15 protein-coding genes are annotated in these 16,278 nt (G+C 72.2%); 10 read left to right on the top strand and 5 right to left on the bottom strand.

Annotation, left to right across the window (positions count from 1 at the left end; all coding sequences use genetic code 11):
• Nucleotides 1-120: 120 nt before the first annotated feature.
• A complete protein-coding gene (serB, locus tag JRG78_RS07005) occupies nucleotides 121-756 on the bottom strand; it encodes a phosphoserine phosphatase SerB (protein ID WP_259606019.1) in 636 nt (211 codons plus the stop codon).
• A gap of 17 nt (nucleotides 757-773) precedes the next feature.
• Nucleotides 774-2,015 carry a glucose-1-phosphate adenylyltransferase gene (locus JRG78_RS07000; RefSeq protein ID WP_272653238.1) on the bottom strand — a complete coding sequence of 414 codons (1,242 nt, stop codon included), beginning with the start codon at nucleotides 2,013-2,015 and terminating at the stop codon, nucleotides 774-776.
• Between the two features lie 46 nt (nucleotides 2,016-2,061).
• On the opposite strand from JRG78_RS07000, the gene glgA reads away from it, so the two are divergent.
• The 3 genes from glgA (at nucleotide 2,062) to JRG78_RS06985 (ending at nucleotide 4,398) form a co-directional block, all read left to right on the top strand.
• Nucleotides 2,062-3,246, top strand: a complete 1,185-nt coding sequence (glgA, locus tag JRG78_RS06995) for a glycogen synthase (protein WP_259606018.1) — start codon at nucleotides 2,062-2,064, stop codon at nucleotides 3,244-3,246.
• 16 nt (nucleotides 3,247-3,262) lie between these two features.
• Nucleotides 3,263-4,045, top strand: a complete 783-nt coding sequence (locus JRG78_RS06990) for an ABC transporter ATP-binding protein (RefSeq protein WP_272653237.1) — start codon at nucleotides 3,263-3,265, stop codon at nucleotides 4,043-4,045.
• A 101-nt stretch (nucleotides 4,046-4,146) separates the two neighbouring features.
• Nucleotides 4,147-4,398 carry a type B 50S ribosomal protein L31 gene (locus tag JRG78_RS06985; protein WP_259606016.1) on the top strand — a complete coding sequence of 84 codons (252 nt, stop codon included), beginning with the start codon at nucleotides 4,147-4,149 and terminating at the stop codon, nucleotides 4,396-4,398.
• Nucleotides 4,399-4,906: 508 nt separating this feature from the next.
• On the opposite strand, the gene JRG78_RS06980 is transcribed toward JRG78_RS06985, so the two are convergent.
• Entirely contained in the window at nucleotides 4,907-5,623 is a 717-nt protein-coding gene (locus JRG78_RS06980) for a 3'-5' exonuclease (RefSeq protein WP_272653236.1), read from the bottom strand.
• A 48-nt stretch (nucleotides 5,624-5,671) separates the two neighbouring features.
• Here JRG78_RS06980 and JRG78_RS06975 point away from each other — a divergent pair, with 48 nt between their 5' ends.
• Nucleotides 5,672-6,577 (top strand): alpha/beta fold hydrolase, encoded by a 906-nt coding sequence (locus JRG78_RS06975; protein ID WP_272653235.1) that lies wholly within the window; start codon nucleotides 5,672-5,674, stop codon nucleotides 6,575-6,577.
• Here JRG78_RS06975 and JRG78_RS06970 read toward each other — a convergent pair.
• Nucleotides 6,549-7,022 carry an Lrp/AsnC family transcriptional regulator gene (locus JRG78_RS06970; protein ID WP_272653234.1) on the bottom strand — a complete coding sequence of 158 codons (474 nt, stop codon included), beginning with the start codon at nucleotides 7,020-7,022 and terminating at the stop codon, nucleotides 6,549-6,551. The two genes, JRG78_RS06975 and JRG78_RS06970, sit on opposite strands and share 29 nt — an antisense overlap.
• Nucleotides 7,023-7,188: 166 nt before the next feature.
• Here JRG78_RS06970 and pdhA point away from each other — a divergent pair, with 166 nt between their 5' ends.
• From pdhA to JRG78_RS06955, 3 genes are read left to right on the top strand one after another with little or no spacing between them, the layout of a single operon-like run.
• Nucleotides 7,189-8,301, top strand: coding sequence for a pyruvate dehydrogenase (acetyl-transferring) E1 component subunit alpha (gene pdhA / locus JRG78_RS06965; protein WP_272653233.1), 1,113 nt, complete (start codon nucleotides 7,189-7,191; stop codon nucleotides 8,299-8,301).
• A 1-nt stretch (nucleotide 8,302) separates the two neighbouring features.
• Nucleotides 8,303-9,343: an alpha-ketoacid dehydrogenase subunit beta gene (locus JRG78_RS06960; protein ID WP_272653232.1), complete on the top strand. Its 1,041-nt coding sequence runs from the start codon at nucleotides 8,303-8,305 to the stop codon at nucleotides 9,341-9,343.
• Nucleotides 9,340-10,848, top strand: coding sequence for a dihydrolipoamide acetyltransferase family protein (locus JRG78_RS06955; RefSeq protein WP_272653231.1), 1,509 nt, complete (start codon nucleotides 9,340-9,342; stop codon nucleotides 10,846-10,848). The genes JRG78_RS06960 and JRG78_RS06955 overlap by 4 nt, the downstream gene beginning before the upstream one ends.
• A 27-nt stretch (nucleotides 10,849-10,875) precedes the next feature.
• On the opposite strand, the gene JRG78_RS06950 is transcribed toward JRG78_RS06955, so the two are convergent.
• Nucleotides 10,876-11,469 carry a TetR/AcrR family transcriptional regulator gene (locus tag JRG78_RS06950; protein WP_272653230.1) on the bottom strand — a complete coding sequence of 198 codons (594 nt, stop codon included), beginning with the start codon at nucleotides 11,467-11,469 and terminating at the stop codon, nucleotides 10,876-10,878.
• A gap of 117 nt (nucleotides 11,470-11,586) precedes the next feature.
• On the opposite strand from JRG78_RS06950, the gene JRG78_RS06945 reads away from it, so the two are divergent.
• From JRG78_RS06945 to JRG78_RS06935, 3 genes are read left to right on the top strand one after another with little or no spacing between them, the layout of a single operon-like run.
• On the top strand, nucleotides 11,587-13,158 hold the full coding sequence (locus JRG78_RS06945; protein WP_272653229.1) for a carboxyl transferase domain-containing protein: 1,572 nt from the start codon (nucleotides 11,587-11,589) through the stop codon (nucleotides 13,156-13,158).
• A 7-nt stretch (nucleotides 13,159-13,165) separates the two neighbouring features.
• Entirely contained in the window at nucleotides 13,166-15,118 is a 1,953-nt protein-coding gene (locus JRG78_RS06940; RefSeq protein WP_272653800.1) for an acetyl/propionyl/methylcrotonyl-CoA carboxylase subunit alpha, read from the top strand.
• Nucleotides 15,115-16,269: an acyl-CoA dehydrogenase family protein gene (locus tag JRG78_RS06935; RefSeq protein ID WP_272653228.1), complete on the top strand. Its 1,155-nt coding sequence runs from the start codon at nucleotides 15,115-15,117 to the stop codon at nucleotides 16,267-16,269. Before JRG78_RS06940 ends, JRG78_RS06935 begins: the two co-directional genes overlap by 4 nt.
• Nucleotides 16,270-16,278 lie beyond the last annotated feature (9 nt).

Below are 16,278 nucleotides of genomic sequence, written 5' to 3'. Positions count from 1 at the left end.
GACGCGTCGAGCCAGAGACCGGAACCAGAATGATGTCCATGGCCCCGACGCTACGGGATGCCGCCGACATCGGCCCCCGGCATCCGCTCACGGCAGAGCTCGGGATGAGCCCGGGACGGCTCAGGGCAGGAGCGGGATGACCTCGCGCAGGTCCACCGGCCCGACCACGAGGCTCGCCGCCTGGCGGACGGCGGGCTTCGCGTTGAAAGCGATGCCGAGGCCGGCCGCCGCCATCATCAGCAGGTCGTTCGCACCGTCGCCGATCGCGATCGTGGCCCGCCGCGGCACGCCCAGTTCGTCCGCCCACTCCTGGAGGGCGGCGGCCTTCGCCGCGGCATCCACGATGGCGCCGTCCACCAGCCCTGACAGCGCGGCCGCCGCGATCGCGAGCCGGTTCGCGCGCCAGCGGTCCACGCCGAGCGCCGGCGCGATGTGGTCGAGGATCTCGTGGAACCCGCCCGAGACGACGCCGACCACACCGCCGCGCTCATGCACCGCCTCGATCAGCTCGTGGACGCCGGGGGTCGGACGCACCCGCGCGCGGACCGTCTCGAAGGCCGTCTCCGGCACTCCCTCGAGCGCCGCCACCCGCGAGCGCAGGCTGGCGGCGAAGTCCACCTCGCCGCGCATGGCCGCCTCCGTCGCGGCCTGCACCTGCTCGCGCCGGCCGGCCTCCTCGGCGAGGAGTTCGATCACCTCATCCTGGATGAGCGTGGAATCGGCATCGAGGACGACGAGGAAGCGCGCTGCGGTCACCCGATCGAGCGTAGCGGTCAGCGCGCGACGTGCACGCCCTTGCCCACCACCGTGATCCCGGACTCGGTCACCGTGTAACCGCGCTCCAGGTCGCGCTCCCGGTCCACACCGACCGTCGCTCCGTCCTCGAGCACCACGTTCTTGTCCAGGATCGCCCGGCGCACGCGCGCCCCGGCACCGACCCGCACCCCGTCGAACAGCACGGAGTCCGTGATCGTCGACCCGCCCGCGGCGAGCGTCCACGGCCCGACCACGCTGCGCTCCAGATGCGTGCCGGAGAGGACCGAGCCGAGCGAGACGATCGAGTCGATCGCGTTCCCGATCCGGCCCACCGAGTCGCGCACGAATTTCGCCGGCGGCGAGTTCACCGACTGCGCGTGGATCGGCCAGTCCGTGTTGTACAGGTTGAACACGGGCAGCGTGGAGATGAGGTCCATGTGCGCGTCGAAGAACGACTCGATGGTCCCCACATCGCGCCAGTACGAGCGGTCGCGTGGCGACGAGCCCGGGACGTCGTTCTGCTTCATGTCGTAATACCCGGCTTCGCCGCGGTCGACGAAGTAGGGGATGATGTCGCCGCCCATGTCGTGCCCGCTCGTCGCGGACTCCCCGTCCGCCTCGACCGCGGCGACGAGGGCATCCGCGTCGAACACGTAGTTGCCCATCGAGGCGAGCACCTCGTTGGGGGAGTCGGTCAGCCCCGTGGCATCCGTCGGCTTCTCCAGGAACTGCCGGATGCGGCCGGTTTCGGCATCCGCGTCGATCACGCCGAACTGCGAGGCCAGCGCGAGCGGCTGACGGATGCCGGCCACGGTGGCGGCCGCGCCGGACTCGATGTGCGCCTGGACCATCTGCATGAAGTCCATCCGGTACACGTGGTCGGCGCCAATGACCACGACGATGTCCGGCTTCTCGTCGACGATCAGGTTGAGGCTCTGCAGGATCGCGTCCGCCGACCCTGAGAACCAGCGCTTGCCGAGCCGCTGCTGGGCCGGCACCGACGCCACGTACGAGTTCAGCAGCGCGGAAAGCCGCCAGGTCTGGGAGATGTGCCGGTCGAGGCTGTGGGACTTGTACTGCGTCAGCACGACGATCTGCCGCAGCCCCGAGTTGATCAGGTTGGATATCGCGAAGTCGATGAGGCGGTACTGCCCCCCGAAGGGCACCGCGGGTTTGGCTCGATCCGCTGTGAGAGGCATGAGTCGCTTGCCCTCGCCACCGGCGAGGATGATCCCGAAGACCTTCTTTGGTGCCGACATGGTTCCACCATAGAGGGCGAATCCCGTCGTGTACTAGCGTTCAGTCATGAGAGTCGACATCGTGACGAAGGAGTATCCGCCGGAGATCTACGGCGGTGCCGGCGTGCACGTCGCGGAGCTCGTCGCGGCCCTCCGCCGGAGCATCGACGTGCAGGTGCGCGCGTTCGGAGCGGAGCGCGGAGAACCGGGCACGCACGCCTATCGGACGCCGGTCGAGCTCGCCGGCGCGAACGCCGCCGTGCAGACGCTCGGCACGGATCTCACCATGGTCGGCGACATCGCCGGCGCCGACGTCGTGCACAGCCACACCTGGTACGCGAACTTCGCCGGACACCTCGCTTCGCAGCTGCACGGCATCCCGCACGTGCTCACGGCGCACAGCCTTGAGCCGCTGCGGCCCTGGAAGGCCGAGCAGCTCGGCGGGGGCTACGCGGTCTCGAGCGGCATCGAACGGCTCGCCTACGAGAACGCCGCGGCGATCATCGCCGTGAGCGCCGGCATGCGCAACGACATCCTCCGCAGCTACCCGCAGGTCGACCCCGAGCGGGTGCGGGTGATCCACAACGGCATCGATGTGGAACGCTGGCGGCCGGTCGAGAACCCGGAGTTCCTGGCATCCATCGGCATGGACCCGTCCCGCCCGTCCGTCGTGTTCGTCGGGCGGATCACCCGGCAGAAGGGGCTGCCGTACCTCCTGCGCGCCGCCCAGCAGCTACCGCCCGAGGTGCAGCTCGTGCTGTGCGCCGGCGCCCCCGACACGCCCGAGATCATGGCCGAGGTGCAGGAGCTCGTGCGGGTGCTCCAGCAGACCCGCCAGGGCGTCATCTGGATCGAGCGGATGCTGCCGCGCGACGAGCTGTCCGCGATCCTCACCGCCGCCACGACGTTCGTGTGCCCGTCGGTGTACGAGCCGCTCGGGATCGTGAACCTGGAGGCGATGGCGTGCGGCGCGGCGGTGGTCGGCACCGCCACCGGCGGCATCCCGGAGGTCGTCGACGACGGCGTCACCGGGCGCCTGGTGCCGATCGAGCAGCTGCAGGACGGCACCGGCACCCCGGTCGACCCGGACCGGTACGTCGCGGACCTGGCGGCGACGCTCAGCGAGGTGGCGATGGATCCCGCGCGGGCCGCCGAGTACGGCGCCGCCGGACGCGAGCGCGCCCGCAGCGCGTTCAGTTGGGGTGCCATCGCCGACACCACGCGCGCGCTCTACGAGGAGCTGACGGCCTGAGCGATAGGCTGGCGGCATGCCGAGTGCTCTGGAACTCACCGATGTCGTCGTGCGCCGCGAGGGGCGCAACATCGTCGATCACGTGACCTGGGAGGTCTCGGATGACCAGCGATGGGTCATCCTCGGACCGAACGGCGCGGGCAAGACGACGCTGCTGCAGTTGGCGGACACGCTCCTGCATCCCACCTCGGGAACCGTGACGGTGCTCGGCGAGACGCTCGGGCGCACCGACGTGTTCGAGATCCGGCCGCGGATCGGCTTCGCATCATCGGCGATGGCACGCCGGGTTCCCCGCGACGAGACGGTGCTGAACGCCGTGCTCACCGCGGCGTACTCGGTGCTCGGTCGCTGGAACGAGGCGTACGAGGGCATCGACGAGCGCCGTGCCCAGCGGGTGCTCGCCGAGTGGAAGCTCGAGCACCTGTCCGAGCGGCTGTTCGGCACGCTCAGCGACGGCGAGCAGAAGCGCGTGCAGATCGCCCGCGCGGTGATGACCGACCCGGAGCTGCTGCTCCTCGACGAGCCGACCGCGAGCCTCGATCTCGGGTCCCGCGAGGAGCTGCTCAGCCTGCTCGGCGGCTACGCCGGCTCGCCGACGACGCCGGCGATGGTGATGGTCACCCACCACGTGGAGGAGATCCCGGTCGGGTTCACCCACATGCTGCTGCTGCGAGAGGGGCGGGTGGTGGCATCCGGCCCGATCGAGGAGACGCTCACGTCCGACTCGCTCAGCGAGGCGTTCGGGATGCCGATCGCGCTGTCCGCCGAGGGCGGCCGCTTCGCGGCCCGCGCCGCCTGACGGGTTTCTGTCCCCGCCCAACAACTGATAGAATCGACCCTTGGTGCATCTTGCGCCCTCCGGCTTTCCGAAGTACACCCTCCGCGATCCAAGGATTCCGCATGAAGACTGACATTCACCCCGACTACCAGGCCGTCGTGTTCCGCGACCTCGGCTCGGGCGAGACCTTCCTCACCCGCTCCACCGTGACCAGCGACAAGACGATCGAGCTGGACGGTGTGGAGTACCCCGTCATCGACGTCGAGATCTCCTCTGCCTCGCACCCGTTCTACACGGGCAAGCAGCGCATCATGGACTCCGCCGGCCGCGTGGAGAAGTTCAACCAGCGCTTCAAGAACTTCGGCGGACGCTAAGTCCCATACGGCGTGTCACCGGGATAGTCCCCGGACAGACATCAAGAAGGCCCCCATCCTCGATTCCGAGGTGGGGGCCTTCTGCGTGGCCGATGAGACCGCGCGCGTGAGGAGATTCGGTCTCTTCGGGAGCGGGTCAGGGCCTCGCGATGCTACCGCGGGTCATGAAAGCGAGGGGCGCCGATCTCCCAGCCTGCGAACCGCGGGGCGGTGGCCAGGCCATCGGGGTCGGGTGCGTTCAGCGGCGGGCTTTGCGCGCACCGCGGATGGCGACGGTGAGCGCCGCGAGCGAGACGCCGAGGGCCGCCGCGGAGACGATCCACGTGAGTAGTTCCATTCTCGCTTCTCCTTTGCCATGCTGGGACGGTGGCCCCGGGATGCTTACTCTATCCCGGGGCCTCTCTTCTCCCTCCGCATCCGTTCGGGGCGGATTCCTGCGTTCGGGGCGGGGTACGTGCGCCCCGAACGCGAAAACCCGCCCCGACCCCGCCGGATCCGGAGCGGGGACTCAGGCGGATTCCCCGCGGACCGGCCAGGTGCCGTCCACGGTCTGTTCCGGGTCCAGCCGGCCGATCCTGATGAAGTATTCGGTCAGGCTGGACGCCTGCGCCCGCGCCCACGCGATCTGCCGGGTGTGCAGCTCGACCGGCGAGTCCGGCAGCGGGAACCGGCGGGCGAGAGCCTGCGCCACGCGCCCCGCGGCGACCGCATCCGCGGACGCCTCGTGTGCGGCGTCCAGTCCGACCGCGTAGTGCGCGGCCACGATCTCGAGCGTGCGCTTCCCCGGCCGGTAGCGGTCGTAGGCCTTGTCGATCACGAACGGGTCGATCACCGGCGCGGGATCCACCAGCTCCGGAACACCGTGCCGCCGTGCCTCGTGCGCGAGCAGGGAGAAGTCGTACGACGCGTTGTACACCACGATGGGCAGACCCTGCGCGAGCAGGGCGCGCAGCGCCCGGGTGATCTCGGCGACGACCTCGGCCGCCGGCCGGCCGTGCGCCCGGGCGTGCGCCGTGGTGATGCCGTGCACCGCTGCGGCGCCCTCCGGGATCTCCACCCCAGGATCGGCCAGCCAGTCCCGCGCGGCGATCTCCCGCCCGCGGGCGTCGAGCACGCCGACGTGGGCGGTGACGATGCGGTCGGCGGTCACGTCGACACCGGTCGTCTCCAGGTCGAACACGCCGACCCGGGTGATCCAGGACGGGAGCTGCGCTGCGTGGGTCATGGCGACAGGGTAAGCGTGGGCTCCGACACCGCCCCGTAGACTCGGAGCATGCCCGCGACCTCCCCCTACGCTGCGCGCCTCGCGGAGGTCCCGGTCGAACGGCGTGAGGTGGAGATCGACGGCTCCGTCACGGCGTACTGGGTCTACGGGCCGCCTCCCGCGGAAGCCGCGGCCACGATCGTGGCCGTGCACGGCTTCCGCGGCGAGCACCACGGCCTCGAGCCGGTGATCGCCTTCCTGCCCGGGGTCCGGGTGCTCTCACCCGACCTCCCCGGATTCGGGGAGACACCGCCGCTGACCTCCGGCCGGCACGACCTCGAGGCGTACACCGGCTGGCTCACCGCGTTCACCGCCGCGGTCGCCCCGGGGGCCGTGGTCCTCGGCCACTCCTTCGGCTCGATCGTCGCCTCTGCGGCCGTCGCGGAGGGCCTGCGGACGCCGCGCCTCATCCTGATCAACCCGATCGGCGCCCCGGCCCTGGAGGGGCCGAAGGGGCTGCTCACCCGGCTCGCCATCCTCTACTACACGCTCGGCGCCCGCCTGCCCGAGCGGCTCGGAACCGCCCTGCTGCGGCATCCGCTCATCGTGCGCGCGATGAGCATCGCCATGGCGAAGACGAAGGATCCGGTGCTCCGCCGTTTCATCCACGACCAGCACGACACGTATTTCTCGCGGTTCGCCGATCGCGACCAGCTGCACGACGCCTTCGTCACCAGCGTCTCGCACGACGTGCGCGCCTTCGCCCCCCGCATCGACGTGCCCACGCTGCTGATCGCGGCGCAGCGGGACGACATCACCCCGATCGAGGCGGAGCGGAGGCTCGCGACGATGTTCCCGCACGCCGAGCTCGTCGAGATCGCCGACGTCGGGCATCTCATCCACTACGAGACGCCGGCCGAGGCGGCCGCCGCGATCCGTCGCTTCCTCAGGCTTCCCGTCGCGCCAGGCCGATGAGCCCGGCGACGCGGAACGGGATCACCTCGCCCATCGCCAGCGAGGTCTCGGTGCGCTCCACGCCGTCGATCGAGAGGATGCGGGCGTCCGTGTCGAACAGGTGGCGCGCGTCGCGGCAGGCCACCCGGGCGAGCAGATCGACCGAGCCGCTCAGCCCGTGCGCCTGCACGATCTCCGGCACGCGGGCCAGCTCGGAGATGATCTGCGGCAGCTCCGTCTGGCGCACGCCGATGCTGATGAACGCCTGCAGCGGGAACCCCAGCACCTCGGTCGAGAACGACCGCTCGTAGGACTGGAACACCCCCGTCTGCTCGAGCCTGCTCATCCGCGCCTGGATGGTGTTGCGGGACAGCCGGAGCCGCTCGGCGAGGGCCACCACGGTGATCCGGGGGTTCTCGGCGAGCGCGGTGAGCAGATCGAGATCGGTGCGGTCGAGCGCGGGCATAGTGCCACACGATAGCAGGCGGCACCGGCCACCGCCTGGGCAACATGCTCACCGGCCCCGGACATGCTTGAGCGAGGTGTCACACGGACGTACCCTCGAATCAGGGCCGACGATGCCGTCGGTCGCCGTGGACGCCCCACAAGGGCAGCACGTCAGGAGGACACCGATGTCACCGCACACCGCACCGATCGTGGACACCGCTCACGATCTCGAACTCGCCGAACGGATCCTCGCTCCGGACGGCTCCCGCGTGCCGAATCCCCAGCTGGACCGACATCTCACGGACCTCACCCCGCAGACCCTCCGGGACCTGCACCGCGACATGGTCGTGCTGCGCCGCATCGACGCCGAGGGCGTCGCCCTGCAGCGTCAGGGCCAGCTCGGGCTGTGGGCGCCCTGCCAGGGCCAGGAGGCCGCGCAGATCGGCACGGCCCGCGCCCTCGCCCCCCAGGACTTCGTCTTCCCGAGCTACCGGGAGACCGGCGTCATGTACGTCCGCGGCGCCCAGCCCGGCGACTACGTGCGCATGTGGCGCGGCGAGGAGGGGGCGGCCTACGACCCCGCGGCGCTGCGCATGGCGCCGCTGCAGATCATCATCGGCGCGCAGACGCTGCACGCGGCCGGCTATGCCCTCGGCATCCGCAACGAGGGCATCGACGAGGTGGCCGTGGCCTACTTCGGCGACGGCGCGACCAGCCAGGGCGATGTGAACGAGGCGATGATCTTCGCGTCCTCGTACCGCGCCCCGGTCGTCTTCGTGTGCCAGAACAACCACTGGGCGATCTCCGAGCCGGTCGGCCTGCAGTCGCAGTACCCGCTCGCCGGACGCGCGCCCGGGTTCGGCATCCCGAGCCTGCGCGTCGACGGCAACGACGTGCTGGCGTGCCTGGCCGCGATGCGCTGGGCGCTCGAACACGCCCGCTCCGGCAAGGGCCCGGCGTACCTGGAGGCCGTGACGTACCGGATGGGGCCGCACACCACCGCCGACGACCCGAAGCGCTACCGCGACGATGCCGAGCTGGAGGCATGGCGCCGACGCGACCCGATCACCCGCCTCGAGGCGCACCTGCGCGCCGCCGGTCAGCTCGACGAGGCGCACCTCGCCGCCGTGCAGGAGGCCGCGGATGCCGCCGCCCGTGAGATGCGCGCCGCCTGCCTGGGCATGACGACGCGCCCGCCGCTGGCCGTCTTCGACGGCGTCTACGCCGAGCCGCACTCCGGGCTCGCCCGTCAGCGCGAGCAGTACCGGGCCTACCTCGACACCTTCGCGGAGGCGTGACATGGTCCAGCTCACGCTCGGCAAGGCCCTGAACGCGGGCCTGCGCCAGGCCATGCTCGACGACGACAAGGTGGTGCTGCTGGGCGAGGACATCGGCCGCCTCGGCGGGGTCTTCCGGATCACCGACGGGCTGCTCGACCAGTTCGGCCCCAAGCGCGTGATCGACACGCCGCTGGCGGAGTCCGGCATCGTCGGCACCGCGGTCGGGCTCGCCTTCCGCGGCTACCGGCCGGTCGTCGAGATCCAGTTCGACGGCTTCGTCTACCCCGCGTTCGATCAGATCGTCTCGCAGGTGGCGAAGCTGCACTGCCGCACGCAGGGACGGGTGCGGATGCCGATCACGATCCGCGTCCCGTGGGCCGGCGGCATCGGCGCGGCCGAGCACCACTCCGAATCGCCCGAGGCGTACTTCGTGCACACCGCCGGGCTGCGGGTGGTCGCCGTGTCCAACCCGCAGGACGCGTACCGCTGCCTGCGCCAGGCGATCGCCTCGGACGACCCGGTCGTCTTCTTCGAGCCGAAACGGCTGTACCACCACAAGGACGAGGTCGATCTGGCCGCCCCGCTCGCAGACGCCCCGCCGATGGGGCTGGCGCAGATCGTCCGGCCCGGCCGGGACGCCACGGTGATCACGTACGGCGCCATGGTGCGCACCGCTCTCGACGCCGCCGCGGCCGCCGAGGACGAGGGGATCTCCCTCGAGGTCATCGATCTGCGCTCGCTGTCGCCGGTCGACTACGACACGGTGGCCGCCGCGGTCCGCCGGACCGGCAGGGTGGTCGTCGCGCACGAGGCGTCCCGTGAGGCCGGGGTCGCCGCCGAGGTGATCGCCAGCATCACCGAGCTGTGCTTCGAGTACCTCGAGGCGCCGCCGCTGCGGGTCACCGGCCACGACATCCCGTATCCGCCCGCCAAGCTCGAGAAATACCACCTGCCCGATCTCGACCGCATCCTCGACGCCGTGGACCGCGTGCTGGACCGCCCCAGCAGCCTCAGCGTCGCCGGTGACGGCTCCGCCGACGGGAAGGGGACGCAGCGATGATCGCCGAGTTCCGCCTGCCCGATCTCGGTGAGGGACTCACCGAGGCGGAGGTCGTGCAGTGGCTGGTGCAGCCCGGAGACACCGTGGCGCTCAACCAGACCCTCGCCGAGGTGGAGACCGCGAAGGCCGTGGTCGAGCTGCCCTCGCCCTACGCGGGGACGGTCGCCAGCCTGCACGCCGAGGCGGGCGAGACGGTAGCCGTCGGCTCGCCGCTGATCGCCTTCGACGTCGCCGGCGACGGCCCGGATGCCGGAGCACCGGGAGCATCCGATGCCGCGGCCGCGTCGTCGCCGGAGGTCGCGCCGGATGCCGGCACGCGAGCGGATGCCGACGCCGGCACGAGCACGCAGGGCGAGACGGCGCACGAGGTTGCGACGGTGCACGACCCCGCGACGGCGGGAGAAGCCGCCGCGGACGCAGGGGAGAAGGCGCAGCCCAACCTCGTCGGATACGGCGCCGCACCCGCGGCCGGCGACCGGCCGCGGCGCCGGCCGCGCCGGGCATCCGCGGCACCGGCCGCCACCGCCGCGGACACCGCCGTCATCGAGGCCGCGCCGCATGACGCGCTCCCACCCGCCGCGGCGGAGCCCGTGGTGGGCGAGCGCCCGCGCTCCACGCCGCCGGTGCGCGCCTACGCCAAGCGCCGGGGCGTCGACCTCGTGCTCGTGGCGGCGCAGGTCGGCGACCGGCTGATCACCCGGGAGGACGTGGACGCCTACGCCGACAGCGCCGGCATCCCGCTCGCACCCGCGACGGCGCCGGAACCGTCCGCCGCACCGTCGGCGGTCCCCGCGCTGGGCGGCCCGGAGCGGGAGACCCGCATCCCGATCCGCGGCGTGCGCAAGCACACCGCCCAGGCGATGGTGCAGAGCGTGTTCACCGCCCCGCACGTGACCACGTTCCACACCGTCGACGTCACCGCGACGATGGATCTGATCGCGCAGCTGAAGGCGGACCGCGCGCTCTCGGGCCACCGGATCGGTCTGCTCGTCCTCGTCGCCAAGGCCGTCTGCCTCGCGCTCGGCCGCAACCCGTCGCTGAACGCCCGCTGGGACGAAGAGGCCGGCGAGATCGTGCAGCACCACTACGTCGATCTCGGCATCGCCGCCGCCACCGAGCGCGGCCTGATCGTGCCCAACATCCGCGACGCCGACCGGATGTCCCTCACCGAGCTGGCCGACGCGCTGCAGGCGCTCACCGAGACCGCGCGGGCCGGCAAGACCGGCCCCGCCGAGCTCGCCGGCGGCACCTTCTCGATCACGAACATCGGCGTGTTCGGCATCGACGCGGGGACGCCCATCCTGCCGCCCGGACAGTCCGGCATCCTCGCGGTCGGCGCGGTGCGCCGGCAGCCGTGGGAGCACGAGGGCGGGATCGCGCTGCGTCAGGTGATGACGCTGAGCCTGTCCTTCGACCACCGCCTGGTGGACGGCGCGGAAGGCGCGCGGTTCCTCAAGGACGTCGCCGACATCCTCGAGCAGCCCGGCCGGGCGATGCTGTTCTGACGGTCGGATGCGGCGCTGCGCGCGGGCTCAGACGTCCGCGCGCAGCGCCGCATCCGCCATCACGGCCAGCAGCTCGGCGGTCCGCGCCTGCGAGCGGGAGGCCGAGCGGGTGCTGTGCGGGGTGGAGTTGATCAGGCCGAAGCACGCCTGCACCCGCAGCCGCAGCTCGTCCCGGCTGCCCTCCCGGAGCGCGGCGAGCGCGTCGATCCAGAGATCGATGTACGCGCGCTGCAGACGGCGCACCTCGGTGCGGTCGTCGTCGGCGAGGTGCACCAGGTCACGGTCCTGCACCCGGATGACGTCGGCGTTGCCGAGGGCGAAGTCCACGTGGAAGGCGATCAGCGCGCGCATCCGGGCGTCCGCCTGCTCGGCCCGGGCGGCGACGGCGGCGCCGCCCTCCGTCAGCCGCGCCGAGACGCCCACCAGCACGGCGCCGAGGAGAGCCTGCTTCCCGGTGAAGTGGCGGTACACGGCGGGGCCGGACACGCCGACGGCGGCGCCGATCTCCTCCAGGCTCACGCCCGAGTAGCCCCGCTCGGCGAACAGGCGCGCGGCCGCGGCCAGGATCGCGTCGGTGCGCTCGGCCTTCGCGCGATCGCGGGAGGTCGCCGTGCTTGTCATCTCGGTTAATCCTCGCTAACCTGAATCATCGGGTTAGTGAACACTAACCGAAACCGCGGATCGGCGCCACAACCCGGATCCGCAGCAGAAGGTCGCACACGTCGAAGAGGACGCACGATGCCGTTCACCCAGCAGGAGCTCGCCGCGCAGCTGCACGAACGCCTCGCCGAAGCCGCCCGCGGCGGACCCGAGGCCTCCCGCGAGCGCCACGTCGCACGCGGCAAGCTGCTGCCGCGCGATCGCGTCACCCGTCTGCTCGACGAGGGCAGCCCGTTCCTGGAGGTCGCTCCGCTCGCCGCGCACGGTCTGTACGGCGGCGAGGCCCCCGGCGCGGGCGTGATCGCCGGGATCGGCCTGGTGCACGGCCGGCACGTCATGGTGGTGTGCAACGACCCCACGGTCAAGGGCGGCACCTACTTCCCGCTCACCGTGAAGAAGCACCTCCGCGCCCAGGAGATCGCCCTGGAGAACCGGCTCCCGTGCCTCTACCTCGTCGACTCCGGCGGGGCGTTCCTGCCCAAGCAGGACGAGGTGTTCCCCGACCGCGACCACTTCGGGCGCATCTTCTTCAACCAGGCGCGGATGTCGGCCGCCGGCGTCCCGCAGCTCGCCGCCGTGCTGGGGTCATGCACCGCCGGGGGTGCATACGTGCCGGCGATGAGCGACGAGACGGTCATCGTCCGAGGCCAGGGCACGATCTTCCTGGGCGGCCCGCCGCTGGTGAAGGCGGCGATCGGCGAGGTGGTCAGCGCCGAGGAGCTGGGCGGCGGCGAACTGCACGCCCGGCGCTCCGGCGTCGTCGACCACCTGGCCGAGGACGACGAGCACGCCCTGGAGATCCTGCGCGACATCGTGGCGACCCTGCCGCCGCCCGCGGCGCCGGCGTGGGAGGTGCAGCCGTCCCGTCCGCCGGCCGTGCAGGGGAGCCTGTACGACGTGGTGCCGGTCGACGTCAACGCCGCCTACGACGTGCGCGAGGTGATCGCCCGGCTCGTCGACGCCGAATCGGTCCGCGAGTTCAAGGCCGAGTACGGGACCACGCTGGTCACCGCGTTCGCCCGGCTGCACGGGCATCCGGTCGGCATCATCGCCAACAACGGCGTGCTGTTCAGCGAATCCGCCCTCAAAGGCGCGCACTTCATCGAGCTGTGCGATCAGCGCGGCATCCCGCTGCTGTTCCTGCAGAACATCACCGGCTTCATGGTGGGCACGGATGCCGAGGCGGGCGGCATCGCCAAGGACGGCGCGAAGATGGTCACCGCGGTGGCCACCACGCGGGTGCCCAAGCTCACCGTGATCATCGGCGGCTCGTTCGGCGCGGGCAACTACTCCATGTGCGGGCGGGCGTACTCGCCGCGGTTCCTGTGGAGCTGGCCGGCCAGCCGCATCTCGGTGATGGGCGGCGCGCAGGCGGCATCCGTCCTCGCCACCGTGAAGGAGGACCAGCTCACCGCCCGCGGCGAGTCGTGGACGGCAGAGGAGCGCGCCGCCTTCGAGGACCCGATCCGCGCCCAGTACGAGGAGCAGGGCGAACCGTACTACGCGACCGCGAGGCTCTGGGACGACGGCATCGTCGACCCCGACCGCACCCGGGACCTGCTCGGCCTCGCCCTCGACGTCGTCTCCCGCAGCCCGCTACGGGGTGCCGAGCCCGTCGAAGCGCCGCGCTTCGGCGTCTTCCGGATGTGAGGCCGTGATGTTCCAGACCGTGCTCGTCGCCAACCGGGGCGAGATCGCCCGCCGCGTGATCCGGACGCTGCGCCGTCTCGGCATCCGCAGCGTGGCCGTGTACAGCGACGCCGACGCCGATGCCCCGCACGTGCGCGAGGCGGATGCGGCGGTGCGGATCGGCGGCCCCGCGGCATCCGACTCGTACCTGCGGGTCGACGCGATCGTGGATGCGGCGCGGCGCACGGGGGCCGACGCCGTCCACCCCGGATACGGCTTCCTGTCCGAGAGCGTGGCGCTGGCCTCCGCGTGCGCCCAGGCGGGCGTCGTCTTCATCGGACCGGATGCCGAGGCCCTCGAGGTCATGGGGGACAAGGCGAGGGCGCGCGACCACGTGGCGCGGCACGGCGTCCCGGTGGTGCCAGGCTTCAGCGCCGCGGGCATGGGCGAGGAGGAGATCCGGCGGCGGGCGGCCGAGGTCGGCTACCCGCTGCTCGTCAAGCCCAGCGCCGGAGGCGGGGGCAAGGGTATGGAGATCGTCCGCGACGGCGACGGGCTCGCCGCGGCCCTGGCCTCCGCGCGGCGCGTCGCCGCGGCCGCGTTCGGCGACGACACCCTGGTGCTGGAGCGGCTGATCCGGCGCCCGCGGCACATCGAGGTGCAGGTGTTCGGGGACCGGTACGGCACCGTGCGGGCGCTGGGGGAGCGGGAGTGCACCCTGCAGCGCCGGCACCAGAAGGTGATCGAGGAGGCGCCGGCCGCCAACCTGCCCGACCCCGTGCGGCAGCGCCTGTTCGAGGCCGCCGTGCGCGCCGCCGAGAGCGTGCACTACGTGGGTGCCGGCACGGTCGAGTTCCTCGTGGATGCGGATGCCGTGGACGAGGTGTTCTTCATCGAGATGAACACCCGGCTGCAGGTGGAGCACCCGGTCACCGAGGAGGTCACCGGCCTCGACCTCGTCGCGCTGCAGCTGCAGGTCGCGGCGGGGGAGGCGCTGCCCGAGGCGCCGCCGGTGCGCAGTCACGCGATCGAGGCGCGCGTGTACGCGGAGTCGCCGGAGCGCGGTTTCCTGCCGCAGACGGGCACCGTGCTGCTCTTCGACGCGCCGGCCGGGGTGCGCGTGGATGCCGCGATCGAGACCGGTTCGGCGGTGACCGGGTTCTACGACCCGATGATCGCGAAGGTCGTCGCCACCGGCCCCGACCGCGAGACGGCGCTGCGCCGGCTGGACGCCGCCCTCGCCGACACCGTCGTGCTCGGGGTGGAGACGAACATCGCCTTCCTGCGCGCGCTCTGCCAGGACGAGCGGGTGCGCGCCGGCGATCTGGACACCGGCCTCATCGAGACGCTCCTGCCGTTCCGCACGGGTGCGCCGGGCGAGCGGATGCTGGCCGCCGCGGCATCCGTCGCCCGATCCGCCGCCGGGGCGGGCGCCGCCGCGGACTCGGCGGGGCCATCGGGGGCGGGGCCGTCGGGGGCGGGGCCGTCGGGGGCGAGCCCGCTGTGGCGCGAGCTGCGCGGCTGGCGCCTCGGCGAGCGTGCGCCGGAGCCGGCCGTCGCCTTCCTCACCGACGACGACGAGACCCTCGAGGCGCCGAATGCGGGAAGCGGGACGCCGGCGCTGCCGGCGGCCGTCGACGAGGACGGTGCGGTCTGGGTCGCGGAGGAGGGCAGGACCGTGCGGCTGCGGGCGCTGAGCCGGCGTGCCCGCATGGAGCGGCGGCTCGCCGAGCGACTGCCGGCCACCGGGCCGCGCCAGCCGGAGGGCCGTGCGCCCATGCCCGGCAGCGTCGTCGCCGTGCACGTGCCGGACGGTGCGCGGGTGCGCGCCGGCGACCCGCTCGTCTCGATCGAGGCGATGAAGATGGAGCATCCGGTGCTCGCGCCGCACGACGGCACGGTGCACCTCCTGGTCGCGCTCGGCGACCAGGTGCGGCGCGACCAACCCGTCGCCCGCGTGAGCGAGGAGGAGACAGCATGACCGAGGACCTCAACGACGAGGAGCGCGAGCTCGCGGCGATGGTGCGCGACTTCGCCGAACAGGTGGTCGCCCCGCAGGCGTACGAGGCGGACCGCAGCCACACCCTGAACATGGAGGTGGTGCGGCAGATGGGGGAGCTGGGCCTGTTCGGCCTGCCGTTCTCCGAGGAGTACGGCGGACAGGGCGGCGACTACCTCGCCCTCGGGATCGCGATCGAGGCGCTCGCCCGGGTCGACCAGTCCATCGCGATCACGCTGGAGGCGGCGGTCAGCCTCGGGGCGATGCCGGTGTACCGGTTCGGATCGGAGCAGCACAAGCAGGAGCACCTCCCGGCGCTGCTCGCCGGCGAGGCGCTGGCCGGCTTCGGCCTCACCGAGCCCGAGGCCGGCAGCGACGCCGGAGCCACCCGCACCACGGCCCGCCTGGAAGGCGACGAGTGGGTGATCGACGGCAGCAAGCAGTTCATCACGAACTCCGGGACGCCGATCACGCGCTTCGTCACGGTCACCGCCGTCACGGATCAGACCCCCGACGGGCGCAAGGAGATCTCCACGATCATCGTGCCGAACGGCACGCCCGGGTTCACCGTCGAGCCCGGATACGACAAGGTCGGCTGGCGGGCATCCGACACGCATCCGCTCACCCTGCAGGGCGCGCGGGTTCCCGCCGGCAACCTGCTCGGGGAGCGCGGCGCCGGCTTCCGCAACTTCCTCAGCATCCTCGACGAGGGCCGCATCGCGATCGCCGCTCTCGCGACCGGAGCGGCGGAGGGATGCCTGGAGGCCGCGGTCGACTACGCGCAGAAGCGGACCGTGTTCGGGGCGGCGCTGAGCACCCGGCAGAACGCGCAGTTCACGCTGGCCCGGATGCGGGCGCGCGTGCACACCGCGCGGCTGGCCTGGCACCATGCGGCCCGGCTGCGGGACGCCGGCAGACCGTTCGCCGAGGCGGCGGCGATCGCGAAGCTCGTCTCCGGCGCGGCGGCGATGGACAACGCCCGCGACGCCACGCAGATCTTCGGCGGCAACGGCTTCATGAACGAGTATCCGGTGGCGCGACACTACCGCGACTCGAAGATCCTCGAGATCGGCGAGGGCACCACCGAGGTGCAGCTGCTCGTGATCGCGCGGGCGCTGGGACTCGCGGGGTAGCGTGGCGCC

This window comes from Microbacterium sp. EF45047, from assembly GCF_028472845.1.
In the GTDB taxonomy this organism is placed as follows: domain Bacteria; phylum Actinomycetota; class Actinomycetes; order Actinomycetales; family Microbacteriaceae; genus Microbacterium; species Microbacterium neungamense.
The sequence above is the reverse complement of the archived record's forward strand: the minus strand, read 5'-3'. Positions and strand labels throughout refer to the sequence as shown.